Origin of the sequence: Sporocytophaga myxococcoides DSM 11118 (genome assembly GCF_000426725.1) — a bacterium.
Taxonomy (GTDB): domain Bacteria; phylum Bacteroidota; class Bacteroidia; order Cytophagales; family Cytophagaceae; genus Sporocytophaga; species Sporocytophaga myxococcoides.
Map to the genome: position 1 here is coordinate 73,648 of NZ_AUFX01000009.1, position 19,767 is coordinate 93,414.

General features: G+C 36.0%; 16 protein-coding genes. 11 read left to right on the forward strand and 5 right to left on the reverse strand.

Annotation, left to right across the window (positions count from 1 at the left end):
* Positions 1 to 309 precede the first annotated feature (309 nt).
* Entirely contained in the window at positions 310 to 1,401 is a 1,092-nt protein-coding gene (locus K350_RS0111180; RefSeq protein WP_028979994.1) for a prolipoprotein diacylglyceryl transferase, read from the forward strand.
* Here K350_RS0111180 and yidD read toward each other — a convergent pair.
* The gene (yidD, locus tag K350_RS0111185) at positions 1,398 to 1,631 is read right to left on the reverse strand and encodes a membrane protein insertion efficiency factor YidD (protein WP_028979995.1); all 234 of its coding nucleotides are present in this window, start codon (positions 1,629 to 1,631) and stop codon (positions 1,398 to 1,400) included. The genes K350_RS0111180 and yidD overlap by 4 nt on opposite strands.
* A 146-nt stretch (positions 1,632 to 1,777) precedes the next feature.
* Between yidD and K350_RS0111190 the strand changes: the two genes are divergently transcribed.
* Both K350_RS0111190 and K350_RS28340 read left to right on the forward strand, forming a co-directional pair.
* Positions 1,778 to 3,190 carry a BamA/TamA family outer membrane protein gene (locus tag K350_RS0111190; RefSeq protein ID WP_051313053.1) on the forward strand — a complete coding sequence of 471 codons (1,413 nt, stop codon included), beginning with the start codon at positions 1,778 to 1,780 and terminating at the stop codon, positions 3,188 to 3,190.
* Positions 3,191 to 3,397: 207 nt separating this feature from the next.
* Complete coding sequence (locus tag K350_RS28340) at positions 3,398 to 5,644, forward strand: S46 family peptidase (RefSeq protein ID WP_081670967.1); 2,247 nt, start codon at positions 3,398 to 3,400, stop codon at positions 5,642 to 5,644.
* 8 nt (positions 5,645 to 5,652) lie between these two features.
* Here K350_RS28340 and K350_RS0111200 read toward each other — a convergent pair whose 3' ends face one another.
* Positions 5,653 to 6,063, reverse strand: a complete 411-nt coding sequence (locus tag K350_RS0111200; protein ID WP_028979997.1) for a response regulator — start codon at positions 6,061 to 6,063, stop codon at positions 5,653 to 5,655.
* Positions 6,064 to 6,521: 458 nt separating this feature from the next.
* Here K350_RS0111200 and K350_RS0111205 point away from each other — a divergent pair, with 458 nt between their 5' ends.
* Together K350_RS0111205 and K350_RS0111210 are read left to right on the forward strand one after the other, a co-directional pair.
* Positions 6,522 to 9,155, forward strand: coding sequence for a valine--tRNA ligase (locus K350_RS0111205; protein WP_028979998.1), 2,634 nt, complete (start codon positions 6,522 to 6,524; stop codon positions 9,153 to 9,155).
* Between the two features lie 148 nt (positions 9,156 to 9,303).
* Positions 9,304 to 10,266, forward strand: coding sequence for an OmpA family protein (locus K350_RS0111210; RefSeq protein ID WP_028979999.1), 963 nt, complete (start codon positions 9,304 to 9,306; stop codon positions 10,264 to 10,266).
* Between the two features lie 106 nt (positions 10,267 to 10,372).
* Here K350_RS0111210 and K350_RS0111215 read toward each other — a convergent pair whose 3' ends face one another.
* The 3 genes from K350_RS0111215 to porX form a co-directional block, all read right to left on the reverse strand.
* Positions 10,373 to 11,593 carry an alanine dehydrogenase gene (locus tag K350_RS0111215; RefSeq protein ID WP_028980000.1) on the reverse strand — a complete coding sequence of 407 codons (1,221 nt, stop codon included), beginning with the start codon at positions 11,591 to 11,593 and terminating at the stop codon, positions 10,373 to 10,375.
* The gene (gene tsaE / locus K350_RS0111220) at positions 11,590 to 12,033 is read right to left on the reverse strand and encodes a tRNA (adenosine(37)-N6)-threonylcarbamoyltransferase complex ATPase subunit type 1 TsaE (protein ID WP_028980001.1); all 444 of its coding nucleotides are present in this window, start codon (positions 12,031 to 12,033) and stop codon (positions 11,590 to 11,592) included. The genes K350_RS0111215 and tsaE overlap by 4 nt, the downstream gene beginning before the upstream one ends.
* An 83-nt stretch (positions 12,034 to 12,116) precedes the next feature.
* Positions 12,117 to 13,670, reverse strand: coding sequence for a T9SS response regulator signal transducer PorX (porX, locus tag K350_RS0111225; protein ID WP_028980002.1), 1,554 nt, complete (start codon positions 13,668 to 13,670; stop codon positions 12,117 to 12,119).
* Between the two features lie 70 nt (positions 13,671 to 13,740).
* On the opposite strand from porX, the gene K350_RS0111230 reads away from it, so the two are divergent.
* Genes K350_RS0111230 through K350_RS0111255 form a run of 6 tightly spaced genes read left to right on the forward strand, consistent with a single transcriptional unit; the run spans position 13,741 to position 19,694 of the window.
* Complete coding sequence (locus K350_RS0111230; protein ID WP_028980003.1) at positions 13,741 to 14,970, forward strand: HD domain-containing protein; 1,230 nt, start codon at positions 13,741 to 13,743, stop codon at positions 14,968 to 14,970.
* Between the two features lie 37 nt (positions 14,971 to 15,007).
* Positions 15,008 to 16,048, forward strand: coding sequence for a UDP-3-O-(3-hydroxymyristoyl)glucosamine N-acyltransferase (gene lpxD / locus K350_RS0111235; protein ID WP_028980004.1), 1,041 nt, complete (start codon positions 15,008 to 15,010; stop codon positions 16,046 to 16,048).
* A 6-nt stretch (positions 16,049 to 16,054) separates the two neighbouring features.
* Positions 16,055 to 17,461 (forward strand): bifunctional UDP-3-O-[3-hydroxymyristoyl] N-acetylglucosamine deacetylase/3-hydroxyacyl-ACP dehydratase, encoded by a 1,407-nt coding sequence (locus K350_RS0111240; RefSeq protein WP_028980005.1) that lies wholly within the window; start codon positions 16,055 to 16,057, stop codon positions 17,459 to 17,461.
* Positions 17,458 to 18,237 (forward strand): acyl-ACP--UDP-N-acetylglucosamine O-acyltransferase, encoded by a 780-nt coding sequence (gene lpxA / locus K350_RS0111245; protein ID WP_028980006.1) that lies wholly within the window; start codon positions 17,458 to 17,460, stop codon positions 18,235 to 18,237. Before K350_RS0111240 ends, lpxA begins: the two co-directional genes overlap by 4 nt.
* A 7-nt stretch (positions 18,238 to 18,244) precedes the next feature.
* Positions 18,245 to 18,868, forward strand: a complete 624-nt coding sequence (locus K350_RS0111250; protein WP_028980007.1) for an ABC transporter ATP-binding protein — start codon at positions 18,245 to 18,247, stop codon at positions 18,866 to 18,868.
* 4 nt (positions 18,869 to 18,872) lie between these two features.
* Positions 18,873 to 19,694 carry a hypothetical protein gene (locus tag K350_RS0111255; RefSeq protein WP_156027005.1) on the forward strand — a complete coding sequence of 274 codons (822 nt, stop codon included), beginning with the start codon at positions 18,873 to 18,875 and terminating at the stop codon, positions 19,692 to 19,694.
* Positions 19,695 to 19,767: the final 73 nt, after the last annotated feature.

Sequence of the window (19,767 nt, forward strand, 5' to 3'; positions counted from 1 at the left end):
TGATCACTTATGTATTTATACGATAATGTTTCACCTTGGGTTAATCATCCGAAATAAAAATATTACAATAAGCTATCTATTAAATATAAAAATCAAGTTCAATCTATTCAAAATCTACGTTGATCGAAATGTACAGTGTTGATAAGCCCATTTTAAGGCTTTAGATCGTAAATTTTGTGGATAACTTTGTCAACTATTTTAAAAACCTATATGATTCAGATTAGAATAATGCAATTATTTCCATTTATAAATCTTTTCTTTCTTTTTAATTCTGATTTGATTTTATTGCAGGCCAAAAATTAATACAGCATGACTTTTAACTTTGTTCTCTGGGAAGCTTCTCCCGAGTTATTTTCTATAGGAAGCTTAACAGTAAGGTGGTATGGACTACTTTTCGCACTCGGTTTTTTAATTGGCCAGCAAATTTTAATCTGGATTTACAAGACTGAGGGAAAATCAGAAAAATATGTTGAAACACTTACAATATACATGGTAGTGGCTACTATTCTAGGAGCAAGACTTGGGCACTGTCTTTTTTATGAGCCCGAATATTATTTAACCCGTCCACTGGACATTTTAAAAATATGGGAAGGTGGGCTTGCCAGTCATGGAGCCGCAGCAGGTATTCTAATCGCTATTTACCTCTATTCAAAAAAACAAACAGATCAAAGTTACTTGTATGTTTTGGATCGTATGGTGATCACCATCGCTCTTGCTGGGTGCCTTATTCGTCTGGGCAATCTTATGAATTCTGAAATTATAGGAAAACCTACAAGCTTTAGAGGAGGATTTATCTTTGCAAGAAGTATGGAGGATCTGCTCGACAAAACCTATAAAAATTCTATTTACGACATTGAAATGAGCCTTAATGGGAAAGATAGCATTGATGAGGCAGGAAGAACAATTGCAGGAGTCGACCTAAGCTTTGAAGTGCCGGGTGAAGAAAACAATGAAAAGGAAATCAAGGCATTTGTAGAAGGCGGAATAAGAAAGACAATTGAAAGGGAATACAATGAACATATTGTATATGCTGAAAATCCACCTGTTAAAATAGAAAAAATTGAAGGAGAAAAAGCTCAGAAGGTAACAGTGGGCGTGTGGGGCGTACCAAGACATCCTTCTCAATTATATGAAGCTATTTCTTCTTTTCTATTGTTTTTATTTTTGTTTTTTGGAGTATACAATAGAAAAAGGGAGAAAACCCCAGAAGGAAGAATATTTGGTTATTTTGTAGTGATTTTATTCTCTTTAAGGTTTATATATGAATACTTTAAAGAACCACAAGTAGATTTTGAGCAAAATATGAGCTATAATATGGGGCAACTTTTAAGTATACCCTTAATTATTGCCGGCCTTTTTGTTCTGATAAATAGCTATCGTAAAAAGAATGAATTAAGCTAGGGCACGGGATCATAACCGTGCCCACCCCAAGGGTGGCAACGCCCAATTCGTTTTATACCCAACCAGCTTCCTTTAATGGGACCATATTTTTTTACAGCTTCAATAAAATAAGCCGAACAAGTCGGATGATACCTACAGGCAGCTGGTAAATAAGGGCTTATTGCCAGCTGATAAATCTTTACCAGTAACAATATCAACCATTTTAAAGGAGCTAATAAAATTTTTAACATAATTTTCTTTTAAACCTCTTAATTCATACTACAGTTCCTGTTCCTTCGTAAATATGAATATAAAACCAAGAGGAAATTATTATTACTGGGCAAATATTTGCATTTTTAGTAATAAAACAACTTCAATATTTCAGGAATCAGTTTAAATGTCGTTTAAGTTTTTCATTTTCTATATTTCCCTTCTGATTCCAACTCTCATTTCTGCTCAGACAAATTCTCAATCTGAAGCTTGTGATACATCCTTTATCATTATTAACAATATAAACCTGGAAGGAAATAAAAGAACCAAAGACAGAATTATACTAAGGGAATTAAGCATAGAACCCGGAGATACAATCTTAAAAAAAGAACTTGAACCACTCCTCAGTAAAACAAGAAACAGGATTTTTAATACAGGTTTATTTTTGAAAGCAGATGTTATCTTAATTGGAGACTCAATTATACGTGAATTAAAAATAACAGTAAAAGAAAGACTTTTCACTTATCCTCTTCCGATATTAAGTCTTGCAGACCGAAATTTCAATGAATGGTGGTACACGAGAAACCATGACCTTTCCAGAATTGATTATGGGATAAACTTTATTAAGAAAAATGTAAGGGGTATGAATGAAACATTAAGATTAAAAGTGAATGCCGGATTTTCTACCAAAGCAGAACTTACCTATATAATTCCTTACCTAGATCGCAAACAAAGGATTGGTCTCACCCTTTTCGCTGGCATCATAGAAAACAAAAAAATCCCATACCAAACCCTCAATAATGAGTTGGCTTATTATGAAGGAAAGAATTTTGTCAGGCGCAGAATTACAGGCAATATCACCTTCTCTTACAGAAGGAGGTTTTACGAATTCCATAGCTTAAGCCTGGGGTTCTTTACAAATAGAATATCAGATAAAATTGCCGAATTGAATCCTGACTATTTCCTGAATCAAAGGGTTCAGCAAAATTATTTTGATCTGAAGTACATCTTTACCTATGACAGACGAGATATAACCTATTACCCACTGAATGGCTTTTATATAAAAGCAGAAGCTGATAAGCAGGGACTATTAAATTCGGATGATGTAAATATATTTTCATTAAAAACAGAGGGCTCGGTTTACAAACCCCTCGGAAAAGGATTTTTTGTCGCAGCAGGAACTGCACTTAAATATTCAACTCCATCCAAACAACCCTATTTTAATATTCGTGGCCTTGGCTATATGAAAGATTACATTAGTGGATATGAGCTTTTTGTAATTGACGGATCTTCTTATAGCCTCTTCAAAAGCAATATAAAATACAGACTTTTTAAAACAGAAAAGAAGCTAAGTTTTCTACCAACTGAAAAAATCAGAAGTATCCCTCTAACCCTTTATTTGAAAACCTATTTTGACACGGGTTATGTGGTAGATCAGACAAATAATCCTGGTAATGCCATACTTGCCAATCAGTGGCTCTGGGGAGGTGGTGCAGGCTTTGATCTGGTAACCTATTATGATCTGGTATTCAGATTTGAATATTCAGTAAACAAACAACTTCAGTCCGGTCTGTTTTTGAGTCTTAAAGCAGCTATTTAAGCGAAACGTATAAAGCTTAAAGCGAAATGTGGTATGTTTCGACTTTATACTTTTAGCTTTACGCTTTTTGCTTTTAGCTTTCAGCTTTTTCCAATATATTGCTCTGAATAATCATTAAATGCGGTATTTATTCCTTTTGTTAAACAATTTAATCCCTAAAGCATTTTAAGCTTTTATATTTTTTACCAAAAATCTATTGAGAATATCATGTTGAAAAAACTTATTGTATTTACTGTCTGTTTGCTTTTTTTAAATCCCTTCTGTCGTGCCGACGAGGGAATGTGGCTTCCTTTACTCATAAAGAGGCTTAACTATGAAGACATGCAAAAGAAGGGGCTCAAGCTTACTGCTGATGAGATCTATAGTGTAAATCATTCAAGCCTGAAAGATGCTGTTGTAAATTTCGGAGGATATTGTACCGGAGAAATAATATCTGATAAAGGACTAATCCTGACCAACCACCATTGCGGTTATGAATCTGTTCAATCGCATAGTACTGTCGAACATGATTATCTTTCAGATGGTTTCTGGGCAAAGAAAATATCTGAGGAACTACCTACCCCAGGCCTTACAGTTACTTTCCTGGTAAGAATGGAAGATGTAACAGATAAAATCCTAGGAGCATGTGCAGGGTTAAATCCTGAAGAAAAAGAAGCTAAAATCGAACAGATATCTGCTGAACTTGAAAAAACAGCAATAGCAGGTACGCATTATACTTCAGAAATCAAAAGTTTTTTCGAAGGGAATGAATATTACCTGTTTGTTTACGAAGTATTTAAAGATATCAGACTTGTAGGAGCTCCTCCTTCAAGTATCGGTAAATTCGGTGGGGATACCGATAATTGGATGTGGCCAAGACATACTGGAGATTTTTCCATGTTCAGAGTCTACACAGCCCCAGATGGAAAACCTGCTGAATATTCTGCAAACAACGTCCCTTTAAAGCCAAAGTTTCACCTTACCATTTCACTTGACGGATATGAAAAAGGTTCTTTCTCAATGGTGATGGGATATCCCGGAAGCACTGAAAGATATCTTACTTCAGGAGGAGTTAAACTGGCATACGAAATCACCAATCCTGACAAAATCAAAATCAGAGAAAAAAGATTGGCTCTCATGAAAGAAGATATGGATGCCAACCCGGAGATAAGAATCAAATATGCCGCAAACTATGCTCAGGTAAGTAACTATTACAAATATTTCATAGGTCAGAATCAAGGATTGAGAAGGTTGGATGTTGCAGATCAAAAGAAAGCCAGAGAGCAGAAATTCCAGGAATGGGCAGATTCTGATCTTGAGAGAAAAAAGACTTATGGTGACCTGCTTCCTCAATTTGAAAAAACCTACGAGGAGTACAAAGTTGTTGCTCCTGCCTACACTTATCTAGAAGAAGCTGCATTCGGCACAGAAATCCTTCTTTTTGCATACAAGCTGAATGGATTTTACCAGGCTCTACAAAATGCTAAAACACCTCAGGAAACCCAGGCTGCGGCTGAAGCTGCCAAAGTACAGGCTGACGAATTCTTTAAAAATTATAATCCACCAACGGACCAAAAGATCTTTGCAGCACTGTTACAAATGTATCACGATGACGTGAATCCCAAACTAGTGCCATCAGTCCTCAAAGAAGTAGACAAGAAATACAAAGGTGACTTCTCTAAATTTGCTGCATATGTATTTTCAAATTCAATCCTTGCATCAAAAGAAAAAATGGACAATTTCCTTAAGAAGCCCTCTGCAAAGGTTTTGGAAAAAGATCCTGCATTTAGAACAAGTCAATCAATCATCAGCGATTTCAGAACGCTAGCCGGTCCCTTCCTCGGAATGATTTTCGCGAAATTAGATGCAGCGAATAACTTATATCTGAGAGGGATCAGAGAAATGAATAAAGATGCGAAGCTATATCCTGATGCTAACTTTTCTATGAGACTGAGTTATGGGTCAGTTGAAGATTATTATCCGAAAGATGCGGCCCATTTTTCATACTATACTACTATTGAAGGAATCATGGAAAAAGAAGATCCTAAAAACGAAGAATTCATTGTTCCTAAAAAACTTATAGACCTATACAATCAAAAAGATTATGGCAGATATGGTTTTAAAGGAACACTTCCTGTAAATTTTATTTCCACCAATGATATTACCGGAGGAAATTCGGGCAGCCCTGTTATGAATGGCTATGGACATTTGATCGGTTGTGCATTCGATGGCAATTGGGAGGCTATGAGTGGAGACATTATTTATGAACCAAAATTACAAAGAACTATATCAGTAGATATAAGATATATTTTATTCATTATTGATAAATATGCAGGCGCAGAAAATCTTATCAAAGAGATGACTATTGTACAAAATTACAAGCCGGCGTCAGCAAGTCAGGAAGAGCCATTAGACAAAAACAAACCTGCCGAAACAATTAAAACAGGCAATAAAAAATTGGAAAAGGTGAATTAATAAAGGCCTTAAACTACTGAAGCATTTCTTCTAATAAACCCCAGCAGATTCTCTTCTGTTAGGGGTTTATTTATATAACCCGCAGCAATTGGAGAGCTTTCTACCTTCTTTATATCATTAGTATTGGTACTGGTGGTTAATACCACGATCATAGGTCTTTCAACTGTATTTAATTCCAGTTTTTCAAATTCTTCAAGAAATTCAAATCCATCCATTACTGGCATATTGATATCCAGCAGAATCAGGGTAGGCAGCTCCTTTTTATTACATTTTTTTAGATAAGTAATCGCTTCCTGACCATTATTTGTCACAATAATTTCTTCAGACAAACCTATTCTCCTTATTAATCTGAGATTTATGTAGTTGTTGATTTTATCATCATCAACAAGGAGAACTTTATTAAACTTTTTATCTGGCATAACAAACCTTTCTAAATTTTCCCTTTAATAACTTGAGTAAAAAGCACCGAAGAAATCTTTACACAAATTGTGCCTGAATTCATTTACAACTCTCCTTCAATCCTATTCCTTTTTACAACGATTTATTTGCCTTAAATATCTTTTCTAGACAAACAAAATTTGAAAGGGAAAAACTCTTAATTTAACCTCTATCTGTTTTTTAAGAAGATATAAAAATTACGTCCATCTACCATACTGTAAATTAACGCCTTACCTTTTTAATTATAGAAAACATTCTTCTGAAGCAATGGGAATAGGGAGAACTGCTTCGGCCGAATTTTAATTTAAGCTTTTTTTTGCGAAAAACTGAAACTGCAAGAGCCAAACTTCTTATTTTTTGTTTTACGTAAAATGCAGCTTTTATTAAGCAATAAATATTTTTAATTTTGCGGGTTCGTAAAGCATACCAAATATAAAAGATGGAAATTAAAAAGACATATAGTCCCAAAGAAGTTGAAAACAAGTGGTATTCCTACTGGATGAATAATGGTTTTTTTGCTGCAAAACCTAATCCTGAAAAGGAACCATATACGATTGTTATTCCTCCGCCAAATGTCACCGGAGTTTTGCATATGGGACATATGCTTAACAATACCATCCAGGATGTGCTGGTCAGAAAAGCAAGAATGGAAGGGAAAGAGGCTTGTTGGGTACCAGGGACTGACCATGCGTCCATTGCTACAGAAGCTAAAGTAGTTGCAATGCTTAGAGAAAAGGGGATTAAGAAAAGTGATCTATCGAGAGATGATTTTTTGAAATATGCATGGGAATGGAAAGAGAAATATGGCGGTATTATACTTGAACAGTTAAAAAAACTAGGTGCTTCATGTGACTGGGACAGAACCAGATTCACAATGGAGCCAGAGATGTCTGATGCCGTTATTGAAGTTTTTATAAGATTATACAGAGATGGCCTTATCTATAGAGGAAACAGAATGGTTAACTGGGACCCTCAAGGGAAAACAGCCCTTTCTGATGAAGAAGTTATTCACAAAGAAGTAAACTCAAAGCTTTATTTTCTTAAATATCAAATAGATGGATCTGAAGATTACATAACAGTAGCCACTACAAGACCAGAGACCATTCTGGGAGATACTGCCATTTGCGTTAATCCAAACGACCAGAGATATCAGCATCTTAAAGGCAAGAAAGCTATTGTCCCTCTTATAGGAAGAAAAATTCCTGTAATAATGGATGAGTATGTTGACATGGAATTTGGGACAGGTTGCTTGAAAGTTACCCCTGCTCATGATGTAAATGACTACGCACTAGGTCAGAAACATGGTCTTGAAGTTATTGATATTATGAATGATGACGGTACATTCAGTGCTAATGCCCAGTTGTACGTAGGAGAAGACCGCTTTAAAGTAAGAAAACTTATTTCAAAAGAACTTGAGGAAAAAGAATTTTTACTTAAAACTGAAGATATAAAAAACAGTGTAGGATATTCTGAAAGAACGGATGCGGTAATTGAGCCAAGATTGTCTCTTCAGTGGTTTGTTGACATGAAGAAGTTTCTGGAGAAAAAGCCAGAAGTCCTTTCATCAGTGATGAATGACGAAATCCAGCTTATTCCGTCCAAGTTCAAAAATACATACAGACACTGGATGGAAAATATCAAAGATTGGTGTATTTCAAGACAACTTTGGTGGGGACAAAGAATCCCAGCTTATTATCTCATTAATAATCCGTCAGCAGAGCCTGTTGTCGCACTTTCTGAACAGGAAGCATTGGAACAGTTTCAGAAAAATTATCCAGGTACAAAAGCGTCAGATATAAGACAGGATGAAGATGTACTTGATACCTGGTTCTCTTCATGGTTGTGGCCGATTTCTGTATTTGATGGCTTTAAAGATCCTCAAAACAAAGACATTAATTACTTTTACCCTACTAATGATCTTGTAACTGCACCTGAAATTTTATTTTTCTGGGTAGCAAGAATGATCATGGCGGGATATATGTTCCGTGGTGAAATACCTTTCAAAAAGGTTTATCTGACAGGTATTGTAAGAGATAAACAAGGCAGAAAGATGTCTAAATCTCTTGGTAATTCTCCTGATCCGTTAGACCTGATTGAAGAATATGGAGCTGATGGAGTAAGGGTTGGAATGTTATTAAGTTCTCCAGCAGGTAATGATTTGTTATTTGATGAAAAACTTTGCCTTCAGGGAAGAAATTTTAGCAACAAAATATGGAATGCATTCCGCCTTATTAAAGGGTGGGATATTAAAGAAGGCTCTAATCCTGAAAATGCAGCTGCTATAGAATGGATGGAAACTAAACTGACAGCATCATTATCAGAATTGGAAGATAACTTCTCTAAATACAGACTATCAGATGCATTGATGACAGTATATAAGTTGGTTTGGGATGACTTTTGTTCCTGGTATCTGGAGATGATTAAGCCTGGCTTTGAGCAACCAATAGATCGCGATACTTACAACAAAACTATTAGCATCTTTGAGAGACTACTTAAAGTTCTTCATCCATTTATGCCATTTATCTCAGAAGAATTATGGCATGAAATAAAAGAACGTCCTGCAAATGATTGTTTGATTGTTGCGGCTTGGCCACAAACTAATGTTCTCAATAAAAAGATTATTGAAAGCGGAGATCTTGCAATTGAAGTAATTTCCAACATAAGAAATATTAGAAACACCAAACAGATTGCCAAAAATGATCCTCTAAAACTTCTGGTAAAAACAACTTCTGAAGAATTGGTAAACCATTTTGGTTATCTTATCAAAAAGTTAGCGTGCATAGAATCTATAGAAAGTACAGAAACTGCTATTGATGGTGCTGCTACATTTATTATCCGTAGCTCAGAATTTTATGTTCCGCTTGGTAATGCTATAGATCCTGAAAAAGAAAAGGAAAATCTATTAAAGCAATTGGAGCATAAACGAGGATTTCTTGCTAGTGTAGAGAAAAAGCTAAGCAATGAAAAATTCGTTGCCGGAGCACCTACTCCTGTAATTGAGCTTGAAAGAAAGAAAAAAGCAGATGCAGAAGCTGAAATTCAAGCTCTGGAAAAGAGTCTGGCCAATCTTTAAAAAGTACATTATACGAATCAATATTTGTAAAGTTTCTGTTTAAAACTTTTTCCTTAAAAAGGCTGAAAATTGACAAAAATTTTCAGCCTTTTTTTCATTTTTTCAGTACACTACTTTCATGTTTAGATCAACTATTAAGTATTACGGGATGAAAAAATTAATACTCCTTAGTTCCCTATTGTGCATACTTTCTTTTATAGGTGAAAGCTCTTTTGCTCAAAATCCAGCTCAGACAAAAAAGAAAGCCAAAGCAGCCAAAAAAGGCAAGAACAAAAAGAAAGAACCATATCAAATAGTATGGAAAGAAAGAGATTCTGATGGTGATGGTGTTCCAGATGGAAGAGATAAATGTATTCACACCCCCAAAGGAGAACCTGTAACAACTTTTGGTTGCCCGTACGATGTTGATTTTGATGGTGTTTACGACTACGAAGACCAATGTAAAAACGAATCCGGACCTAAAGAAAACAAAGGATGTCCTTGGGGAGACAGAGATAAGGACGGAATCATGGACAATAAAGATGAGTGTCCTGATGTTCCTGGATTAGCTCAATATAGAGGCTGCCCGGATACAGATGGAGACGGAATTCAGGACAAAGATGATCAGTGCCCTAAAGAAAGAGGTACAATTGCATTGAAAGGTTGCCCTCCAGCTTTTGTAGATACAGACGGAGACGGTGTTGGGGATTATGATGACCTTTGCATGAGAACTCCTGGTATTAAATCTAACAAAGGTTGTCCTGAAATTAAACCAGAAGAAAAGAAAGCATTGGAAGAAGCATTTAAAAATCTATTGTTTGAAACAAACAGTGATGTTATTATCAGCTCTTCATACAACTCACTAAACAAGCTTGCTTCAGTAATGGTGAATAATCCTAAATCAAAACTGCATTTAGAAGGACATACAGATAATGTTGGCGATGACAACTCTAACATGGATCTTTCAAAAAGAAGATCAGAATCTGTTAAACGTTACCTTGGAACCAAAGGTGTAAGTGCAAACAGAATCACAACTGATGGTTTCGGAGAAACCAAACCGGTAGACACGAACGATACCGATGCTGGCAGACAGGCCAACAGACGTGTAGAGATGAACATTATGTACGAATAGTATTATACCCAAATAATATCTAAATTAAAAAAATCCGGTCAAATTGGCCGGATTTTTTAATTATAGATCATTAGTACTTTTAACTTTCGGCTTTGTGTTCAACTTTTCAAAATCTAGCAGCTAAGATCAATTTCATATCCTTATACTTCATATTAAATTTCTTAGCTATATAAGGATTGGTAAGGCTTCCTTTATAAGAATATACCCCTTTCATGAACCACTCTTTAGAATATATCAATTCCTCTGTCCCACCCTTTTTAGCAATCTGCAAAATAATGGGAGTAAATATATTGCTTAATGCGGTTGTCGCTGTTCTGGCGACTCTTGATGCAATATTGGGGACACAATAGTGTATTACATCATATTTTCTGAAGACAGGATTCTTATGACTTGTAACCCTGCTTGTTTCGAAGCAACCACCCTGATCAATACTTACATCGATAATCACTGAATTAGGCATCATTTCAGCAACCATATCTTCGGTTACTACACAAGGACTTCCCTCGTCAGATCTTAAAGAACCTATTACTACATCTGCTTCTCTCAATTCTTTTCTTAAAGTAATGGTGTCAATTGTAGAAGTATAAATCTGAAGTCCCAGATCATGCTTTAATCTCCTGAGTTTATAAACCTGGTTGTCAAAAATCTTTACTTCACATCCCAATCCGGCAGCAGCTCGGACTGCATATTCCGCTACAGTTCCAGCTCCAAGAATAACTACTTTTGTAGGCGGCACCCCTGTAATTCCCCCTAATATAACTCCCTTACCATTCTTGCTATTGAGATATTCAGCTGCAATAAGCATAACAGTACTGCCAGCTATTTCGCTCATTGCTCTTACCACTGGCATCCCTCCTACCTTATCTTCAATAAATTCAAAGCCAAGAGCAATTAACTTTTGCTTATTGATAGCCTGAACAAGTTCTGGTGTAAGCGTTGAAATCTGAAGTGCAGAAAACAAAGTACTTCCTGGCTTCATCATGCTTATTTCCTGAATGGTTGGCGGTTCAATCTTTAGAACAATATTAGACTGAAATACTTCCTGTGAAGAATAGGCTATTTTAGCGCCAGCGTCACTGTATTCTTTATCTGAATATTTTGCAGATATACCAGCACCGGTTTCGACAACCACATCATGGCCATTATTAACCAACAATGCTACCGCCTCCGGAGTGAGACAGACCCTATTTTCCAGATCCTGTATCTCTTTAGGAATACCAATATTAAGACGGGTTGTACCTTCAGGAATTTTCAATAGTGCTTCCTGAGGATATAAGGCATGTTCTTTTGCCAGAGCTTCAATACCCGATTTTAAGCTGCTTTTCATGTTTTAGAAAGATGAAAAATTCTTTGTTGATTATTATCTACTTTTAGAGAAATTCTTAAATGATGAGGAGGAATAAGAGATTCTATTTTTGAAGGCCACTCAATAAGACATATATTTCCTGAAGAAAAATACTCTTCACTCCCTATATCAAGAGCCTCAGTCTCGCTTTTTAGTCTGTAAAAATCAAAGTGGTAAATGCTGTTGCTGTTAGTTCCTAGATATTCATTTACCAGAGCAAACGTAGGACTACTGACATTTTCAGAAACACCCAGTCCTTTGCATATTTCCTTGATCAAAGTTGTCTTTCCTGCTCCAATCTCACCTTCAAACAGCCATACCTTTTCCGATCCGGCAAATTTTATTATTTCCCCTGCTACTTGTTTGAGTTCGGAAAGGTCCTTGCTCAGTAATATTTTAAAAGGTTGTGTACTTTCTCCCATGAATTGATTGAAAGAAGAATGGTCTGGTTGTAAATTTACAAAAATTTATCAACCAGTCAATCCATTTACTCTCCCAATAAACCTTACTTTGGAGACAAGGTTATAAATGGAATAATCATTTCTTCCAGAGAAACACCTCCATGCTGGAAAGTATCTTTGTAAAAATTGACGTAGTAATTATAGTTATTCGGGTAAGCAAAGAAGTAATCTTCAATCGTAAATACATAAGCTGTAGAAACATTTCTTTTGGGAAGAAACATACGCTCTGGCTTTCTGCAGACATATACATCCTTTTCATCAAAGCCCAGGTTTTTCCCCTGCTTATATCTCAAGTTAGTATTTGTACTTTTATCTCCGATTATTTTAAATGGCTTTTTTACTCTTATAGTGCCATGATCAGTAGTAATGATCACTCTGCCTTTTTTCTCAGCAATCCTTTTTAATGCTTCAAGCAGCGGTGAATGCTGAAACCATGAATTAGTCAAAGATCTGTATGCTGATTCATCAGGTGCAAGCTCTCTCACCATTGCCATATCCGTTCGGGCATGTGAAAGCATATCGACAAAATTGTAGACAATCACATTTAACTTATTGTTCATAAGATTTGTGATATTATCCAGTAAAGATTTGCCGTGAGAAATATTGATAATTTTATTGTAAGAACTCTTAATATCCAGTTTGTTCCTTACTAACTGAGCTTTTAGAAGTTCTTCTTCGAAATTATTCTTACCTTCCTCCTCTTCATCACTTACCCAATATTGAGGAAATTTTTTCTCAATTTCGGAAGGGAGTAAACCTGAAAAAATTGCATTTCTGGCATAAGCAGTAGTAGTAGGCAATATGGAATAATAGTTAACCTCCTCATCTACATTAAAATAGGCATTAATGGTTGATTCTAGAACTTTCCATTGATCATATCTAAGATTATCAATAAGAATAAAAAACAAAGGTTGATCTTTTTCCAAAAGTGGAAAAACTTTCTTTTTCATGATCTGATGTGAAAGAACAGGTTTTGAAGAATTCGCATCATTTAACCATGACTCATAATTATCGATGATAAAATCAGCAAAGTTCTTATTGGCTTCACTTTTCTGCATATCGATAATATCCTTCATACTTTTGTTTTCGGTATTATCAATTTCCAATTCCCAATAAACCAATTTTTTGTATATCTCAGCCCACTCCTCATGTCCGATGCGGTCATTGTAGGCCATGCTAAGATTTCTGAAATCCTGCTGATAACTGATATTGGTTTTCTCTGTCACTAGTCTTTTATTGTCCAATATCTTTTTGATACTCAATAATATCTGATTCGGATTTAATGGTTTAATGAGATAGTCAGCGATTTTGCTTCCGATGGCTTCTTCCATGATATGTTCCTCTTCACTCTTGGTGATCATGATTACCGGAAGATTTGGTTTTATAGCTTTGATCTGGCTCAGTGTTTCCAATCCAGTCATTCCCGGCATATTTTCATCAAGAAATACGATGTCATATTTCTCTTCATTGCACTTCTCTAATGCATCTGCGCCGCTAGGTACAGGAGTTACATCATAGCCTTTATTATTTAGAAAAATTATGTGGGGTTTAAGTAGATCTATTTCATCATCCGCCCATAAAATATTATATCTTTGCATAGAATTAAAATTCGTAAACACTAAAAGTACATTAAATCCTTATTAATAAGTTTCGTTAACTTAAAAAGTTTTGAATAAGAAGAAAATATTCAACGATCCGGTTTACGGATTTATTACAATTCCCGGAAGTTTCATTTTTGATATTATAGAGCATCCCTATTTTCAGCGACTGCGAAGAATTAAACAATTAGGTCTTACCGACCTTGTTTATCCCGGAGCTCTCCATACAAGGTTTCATCACGCTCTCGGAGCCATGCATTTAATGGGAATGGCCTTAAACAGGCTAAGGAGCCGCGGGCATCAGATCTCCGAAGAAGAAAAAGAAGCTGCTTTGGCTGCCATATTACTGCATGATATTGGTCACGGTCCTTTCTCGCATGCCCTGGAGAAAACACTCCTTTCCCATATAGCTCACGAAAAGCTTTCACACCTTATTATGGAAAAGCTGAATAAAGAGTTTAACGGGAAACTAGATCTTACCATAAAAATGTTTCTTAATTTGTATGAAAGAAAATTCTTCCATCAGCTTATTTCGAGCCAGCTCGATATGGACAGAATGGACTACCTTAAGAGAGACAGCTTCTTTACTGGAGTAATGGAAGGAACCATTGGTGCTGACAGGATTATTAAAATGCTGGATATCGTTGATGACGAATTAGTTGTAGAGGAAAAAGGTATTTACAGCATTGAAAATTTCTTATCATCAAGAAGGCTGATGTACTGGCAGGTTTATTTGCATAAAACTACCGTATGTGCAGAAAAAATGTTGATTCAAATAATAAGGAGGGCTCAGCATCTATCCCTGGAGGGTGAAAAGTTATTTGCATCAGAGGCATTAAACGTGTTCCTGCAGCAAAAAATAACGCTTGAAGATTTCACTCAAAATCATCACTATCTGCGAGCTTTTACCAGTCTGGATGATTATGACCTGTGGGGAGCGATTAAAATATGGAAAAATCATAAAGACCCGGTATTATCGTTACTATGCAATCAGTTACTGGAAAGAAAGTTATTCCGAATAGAAATTTCCAGAATTCAATTTGATGAAGAAAAGATTGCTCAACTAAGGAGAGATGTGGCTAAAAATCTCGGATTGCCAGAAGAACACTCTGAATATTTTGTCGTAAACGGAGTTTTAAGAAACAGGGCATATCTTCCGGTTAGCAATAAAATAAATGTTTTGACCAAAAAGGGACAAGTACTGGACGTAGCCCAGGCATCTGACCTTCCCAACATAAAGGCTATAAGTAAAATAGTAAAAAAACATTATTTATGCTGGCCTAAAAATGTATCTTTGTAAGATGGTTCATAGTTAATAATTTGTTTAAATTAGTTTAATGGAATTTACAACAGGACAGATTGCCCATTTAATTGGGGGTGAAGTCAAAGGAAGTGATAGCCTGAAAATCAATAAACTGGCAAAAATTCAAGAGGGTCAGGAAGGTTGTATCTCCTTTTTATCCAACTTAAAATACGAACCTTATTTATATACCACCGAAGCTTCTGCTGTAATAGTTGACAAGAAATTCGTTCCAAAAAGCGAGGTAAAGACCACATTAATTCTTGTTGACGATCCATATACCAGTTTTACTACACTTTTAGAAGAATACCATAAATTCATTAGTTTTATGAAAACTGGTGTGGAGAATCCTTCTTTTATCGGACAAAATTCTACTACAGGAGAAAATATTTATCGCGGGGCATTTTCCTATATAGGCAATAACTGTCAAATCGGGAAAAATGTAAAAATTTATCCACAAGCCTATATTGGAGATAATGTTACAATAGGAGATAACACCATTGTTTTCTCAGGAGTAAAAATTTATTCAGATTCAAAAATCGGAAGCTATTGTACATTCCATTCTGGTTCAGTTATAGGTAGTGACGGTTTCGGATTTGCACCGCAACAGGATGGCACCTACAAAACTATTCCTCAAGTAGGTAATGTAATAATTGGAAATCATGTAGACATTGGCGCTAATACCGTAATTGATTGTGCAACTATGGGATCGACCGTTATTCATGACGGAGTAAAACTTGACAATCTGATTCAGATTGCTCACAATGTCGAAATTGGCAAAAATACAGTGGTCGCTGCACAATCCGGAATTTCCGGATCTACCAAAATAGGCGAAAATTGCGTTATTGCTGGTCAGGTAGGAATTGTTGGACATATTACACTGGCAAATAAAACTAGTATCGGAGCTCAATCAGGAGTTGGCAAATCTGTAACAACTGAAGGGACTGCCATTCATGGATCTCCAGCTTTTGAGTATAAGAAATTCCTGAAATCCAGCAGTGTTTTCAGAAAACTTCCGGAATTACAAAAAAGAATTGAAGAACTTGAGGAAAAAATTATAAATTTGCCGACTTTATAAGGTTAAATGAACGTAAAACAGCATACCATCAAGAGTCCCGTATCTATTTCAGGAGTAGGATTACATACAGGAGTAAAAGTAAACATGACTTTTGTACCTGCGCCACCCAATCACGGGATTGTTTTTCAAAGGGTTGATCTTGAAAACCAACCAATTGTTGAAGCAGACGTCGACTATGTAGTTGACCTGTCAAGAGGAACCACAATTGAAAAAAATGGAGCAAGAGTAAGTACAGTAGAGCACACGCTTGCTGCACTTATGGGATTGCAGATCGACAATGTACTCATCCAGATAGATGGTCCTGAAACGCCCATAATGGATGGAAGCTCTCTTCCATTTGTTGAGGCACTGGAGACTGTTGGATTTCAGGAGCAAAATGCCCTAAGAAACTTCTTTGAAGTTCCGCATAGCATCTTCTATAAAGACAACGAAAAGAATATTGAAATAGCAGCGCTTCCTCTTGATGATTATAGAGTTACCGTAATGGTAGACTATAATTCTCCGGTCTTAGGAAGTCAGCATGCTTCTCTTACAAACATCAACCAGTTTTCTAAAGAAATAGCATCATGTAGAACCTTCTGTTTCCTTCATGAACTGGAAATGCTTCAGAAACAAAACCTTATTAAAGGTGGAGATCTTAACAATGCCATCGTAATTGTTGACAGAGTTGTACAAGATCATGAGCTGGAGCATCTTGCTAAATTATTCAACAAAGAAAAAGTAGAGGTTAAGAAAGAAGGAATTCTAAATAACCTTGAACTACGTTATAAAAATGAGCCAGCAAGACATAAACTGCTTGATGTAATCGGAGACCTTGCACTAGTAGGTAGACCGTTAAAAGCTCAGATTCTTGCGGCCCGTCCTGGACATGCTGCAAACGTAGCATTTGCGAAAAAAATCAAAAAAATCATGAAAGAGGCATCTAAGAATCAGATCCCTCATTATGATCCAAATATGCCTCCGGTACTTGATGTAAATCAGATATACAAGGCATTACCTCACAGATATCCGTTTAAGCTTGTTGATAAAATATTTTATCTTGATGAGACAACGGTAGCAGGTATCAAAAATGTAACCATCAATGAGCCATTTTTCCAAGGTCACTTCCCTGGAAATCCTGTAATGCCAGGAGTCATGCAAATTGAAGCAATGGTTCAAACAGGCGGAATTTTAGTATTAAATACAGTACCGGATCCTGACAATTATTGGACTTACTTCCTAAGTATAGAAAGCTGCAGATTTAAAAGATTTGTAGTTCCCGGAGATCAGATAATATTCAAATGTGAGTTATTGGCTCCAATAAAAAGAGGAATTGCTAAAATGCAGGGACAGGCATTTGTTGGTAATAATCTGGTTTGTGAAGCAGTAATGTCTGCAAGTATTGTAAGGAAAGACACAGGAAAATCCCTATGAATCAACCTTTAGCTTATATACATCCTCAGGCAAAAATTGCCAGAAATGTTGTAATTGAGCCATTTTCGACAATTCATAAAAATGTTGAAATAGATGAAGGAACCTGGATTGGTCCAAATGTGACCATCATGGAAGGTGCCCGAATCGGAAAAAACGTTAAAATTTATCCCGGAGCAGTTATCTCTGCTCCCCCTCAGGATCTTAAGTTCTCAGGTGAAGAAACAACTGCTATCATTGGTGACAATTGTGTCATCAGAGAATGCGTAACTATCAATAGAGGTACTGTTGAAAAATACAAAACCGAAGTTGGTAAAAACTGCCTTCTAATGGCATATGTGCACGTTGCCCATGACTGTATAATTGGAAACAACTGTATCCTGGCTAATTCAGTGCAGCTCGCAGGTCACGTAACTGTAGACGATTATGCTATAGTTGGTGGTTCAAGCGCAGTACACCAGTTTGTCAGAATAGGCGCTCACGCTATGATCTCAGGAGGTTCGCTTGTAAGAAAGGATATTCCTCCATATACTAAAGCTGCAAGAGAACCACTAAGCTACTGTGGAATCAACTCTATCGGTCTTAGAAGAAGAGGCTTCAGCAACGACAAGATCAACGAAATACAGGAAATCTACAGAACTGTATATTTGAGAGGATATAACAATTCAAAAGCATTAGATCATATTGAAGTGAACTTTACTTCTTCAAAGGAGAAAGATGAGATTGTAAATTTCATCCGCAGCTCTGATAGAGGTATCATGAAAGGGTTCAGTCAGTAAGTAAAACATGAATATTATCGCTGAAAATTTAGGCAAGAGATTTGACCGGAATTGGCTTTTCAGAAATCTTAACCTGAATTTTCAGCGAAATCATTCCTATGCCATTACCGGTAGAAATGGTTCGGGAAAGTCTACTTTAATCCAAATACTTGCCGGCCTTTCCTCTCCCAATGAAGGAAAAGTAAAATATTTTTCAAATAATACAGAGATCTCTCCTGAGCATCTTTATCTAAAGCTCACTTTTACTGCTCCCTATCAGGACCTGATAGAAGAATTAACCTTAGAAGAAATTATTGATTTTCATCTCACATTTAAGAAATTCAAAAACAACCTTTCAAAAAGAGATTTTATTAAGGTACTTGGACTTGAAAAGTCCTCTGACAAAAAACTGATCTATTTTTCATCAGGAATGAAGCAAAGAGTAAAACTAGGCTTTGCAATGTATACCGAATCAGAAATACTTTTCCTTGACGAGCCTACCGTGAATCTTGACGCTGCAGGAGTAAACTGGTACAAAACTGAAATTCTCCAAAACATAAAGGATAGAATTGTGATTATCTGTTCTAATCAACCTTATGAATATGACTTTTGTCATGACATCATAAAGGTTGAGGATTTTCATAAATCCTGAAAATTTGGAACAAGACAGATACTCAAAATTTGTAAAGAGAAATGAAGAAACCTTTTGGATGATTGCATTACTGCAATTAGCCATATTCTTCCTTGTATTATTCCTTCCTTCTTTAAACAGGGAGAATCTTAACGAATTACTGACCTGGATTTGCCCTTCCTTTCTGTTCAGCTTCCTAATCGTATCCAGATTATATTACTATTCCAGAGTAAAAAATTTACTTAATGAAAATACTAGATTTAAAGTAAGATCCTTTTTAAGATTAAGTTTTAGGAAATGGATTATTATCCTTTTAGGAAATTTCCTTTGTCTGTTTTCTTACCTTTTAAATCACGATCCGACATTTTTGTTTCTCTTTGGAGTCGGGCTGTCCTCCTATTTATTTGCCAAACCTTCCGTACAGAGAATGACGAGAGATTTCAGAATACCTGCAACTGAAGTTCAGCCTCGTGAAAGCAGACTCGCATTTTTCATTCCATCACAAATCATTGCTTTTGCCATCTCTGCTTATTTCTTTAAGGAAATTGCATTTGCATATCAGGCAGGACAAGATCAGGATTTGGCATTATTAATAGAAAACTGTGTAACAGAAAGCGGGCTAGAAAGTTATTACCCTTCAGAAACAAAAAACTATTGTGAATGCACAAGCTCTAAGATTATGGAGAGATATTCCAACGAAGAAGTACAAGAGCATAATAAACTTCCTGCTTCACAACGAAATTATATTTACAAAGAAATTACAGACAGATGCTTTGTAGAAAACTTCAGACATGTTTTGGCTGACACATTAACTAAACGTTCTTACCGTAAATCACAGGCTGAATAGACTTTCTATTATTTTTTTTTTGACACAAAAAAAGTTGGACAACCTAAGCTGCCCAACTTTATCAGTTCTTGAT